The 1,915-nt window shown below is 63.7% G+C and carries 2 protein-coding genes; both read right to left on the reverse strand.

Annotation, left to right across the window (positions count from 1 at the left end; all coding sequences use genetic code 11):
- Positions 1 to 283: 283 nt before the first annotated feature.
- Positions 284 to 1,108 carry a replication initiation factor domain-containing protein gene (locus tag A462_RS32160; protein WP_008430108.1) on the reverse strand — a complete coding sequence of 275 codons (825 nt, stop codon included), beginning with the start codon at positions 1,106 to 1,108 and terminating at the stop codon, positions 284 to 286.
- Complete coding sequence (locus tag A462_RS32155) at positions 1,101 to 1,637, reverse strand: hypothetical protein (protein WP_004637567.1); 537 nt, start codon at positions 1,635 to 1,637, stop codon at positions 1,101 to 1,103. The genes A462_RS32160 and A462_RS32155 overlap by 8 nt, the downstream gene beginning before the upstream one ends.
- Positions 1,638 to 1,915: the final 278 nt, after the last annotated feature.

A 1,915-nucleotide genomic window follows, 5' to 3' on the forward strand; every position in this document is an offset into this window, starting at 1 on the left:
ATGGGGGCTAAAGCGCCCCCATACCCCGCAAATCGCTACCGCCAGCCGACGATGCGCATGTACATCCCGAACGCTCTCGGGTCCTCGCAGCACGCATCCCAGATGCCACCAGGCATCGCAGCCCGCACCGACTTGCCAGAATCCAGGTCCGTGACCCTGTACCGAAGGACTCCCGAATACCTGTCCTGAAACTGCTCATAGGACCAATCGATAGACTCCCAGCAGCCTTTCCAGGTCTCTAACTCACCCACCACCTTGCCGCCAATACTGAGCCGATAGGCCATCAACACCCCCTCTTGCCGGCCAGCCTGGCCCTGTGACCCTCGATCAGGTTCCGGCGTACCGACTCCCAGTCCCCGAAAACCTCGATGGCCTCCAGGAGCGTCGGCGCAGCCTGGGCACAGACCCATTCCCACCGCTGGGCGAAGTCCGTGTCCTTCTTCACCCCTGCCGCTGGGAATGCCCCTGTTTCGAGCGAGAAGGCCCTCTGCGCGATTTTCCGCGTCCACCCCGATGCACCCCACACCTGGTCAGCGGAAAGCGTGCTGAAGACCCTCCTAGCGTCTTTCTGGGGCCTTACCTGGGCCTCCAGGCGAACCCAGTCCCATCGACAGGCGGAACGGTAGCCTGGTTGCTTGCCCTTCTCGTAGAGGCGGCACCGGACGGGGCTGCTGTTGGCACCCAGGTACATCGTCCGACCATCCTCCGGGAAATCCCAGTCCCCTCGCTTCTCACCCTTGAGGCCCTGCTCCTGCTTGACCTCGGCCAGGATGCCCAGGAGATCGTCCCAGGCACCAGGGCGATCGAAGTCGACACAGGCATCTACCCGCGTACAGGCGTGTTCCGGGACTTCCTCGCGCAGGACCGGCACCACCTCCCGCGTGCGCAAGCCCTTCACCTCCAGCATCACCAGGTCCCCGTGCGTGCCGCCACTGCTCACCGAGCCCACCTCTTCCCTGGTCTGCTCACAGGTCACGGACCACCGTTTCTCGAAGCCATGAAAGCCCCTCCCCTCCCGGATTTGCCCCCCTGGGAACCAGACCAGGCCAAGCGCCTTTTCGACCTTCAGCGCCCTGGACGTGGCCGAGTACGCATCGAACTCAGCCATTTTTCCTCCCGACCCGCGTGGGTGTTGGCTTTGCGGCCGATTTGCCTTTCCGTTTCTGGGGTGTGACCGGGGATCCCGACCCCCGTGTTACATGGGGGGGTTGAGCACCCTTCGCAGTGCTCACAGGAGAGGTGCGTCCAGACGAGCGGGCGGGCGCGCGTCGCTGCGCTGCCGTGCGTCCGTCCGCTCGCCCAGACGCACCCTTCGCGCTACGCCGACGAACTTGCTCAATCTCCCCCAGGAGGCTCTCGGTTTGCTCATCGAACAGGTCGTTGACCAGACCAAGGTGCTCCTCCAGCTTGGACTGCGCAGCATCCAGGTTGGCCGCCATACGGGTTTTGGCTTCCTGGGTGGCAGTCTGCGCAAGTGCAATGACCTCTGCCATACGTTCCAAGACGGGCTTGGCTTGGTCCAGCAGTTCAACGATGAGGGAGGACTTGCTCTGCCCTGTCAGCTCGCTCAAGCGGCGGATAGCCGCGTCCAGAGGCGGAGACAGGGTGATGGTGAGACGCGGGTTTTGTGTAGGCATGTGCACTCCTGGCTGATGCACCGTAAGGTAGCCAGGTTCACCACTTTTCGCAAGGTGCACCGCAGAAATGGCCCGCATGGCGCGGGGTGCCCTGTCGCGATTCGGGTACGGAAGCCGCGAATCCGACCAGCAGCATTGGCCTATCCCCTGCTTGCATGGGGGCTAAAGCGCCCCCATACCCCGCAAATCGCTACCGCCAGCCGACGATGCGCATGTACATCCCGAACGCTCTCGGGTCCTCGCAGCACGCATCCCAGATGCCACCAGGCATCGCAGCC

It is taken from the genome of Pseudomonas sp. Ag1, assembly GCF_000278565.1.
In the GTDB taxonomy this organism is placed as follows: Bacteria; Pseudomonadota; Gammaproteobacteria; order Pseudomonadales; family Pseudomonadaceae; genus Aquipseudomonas.

Bases quoted from the DNA above. Each gene is read 5' to 3' on its own strand.
- A462_RS32160 (WP_008430108.1), bottom strand. From the start codon at position 1,108: ATGGCTGAGTTCGATGCGTACTCGGCCACGTCCAGGGCGCTGAAGGTC.
- A462_RS32155 (WP_004637567.1), bottom strand. From the start codon at position 1,637: ATGCCTACACAAAACCCGCGTCTCACCATCACCCTGTCTCCGCCTCTG.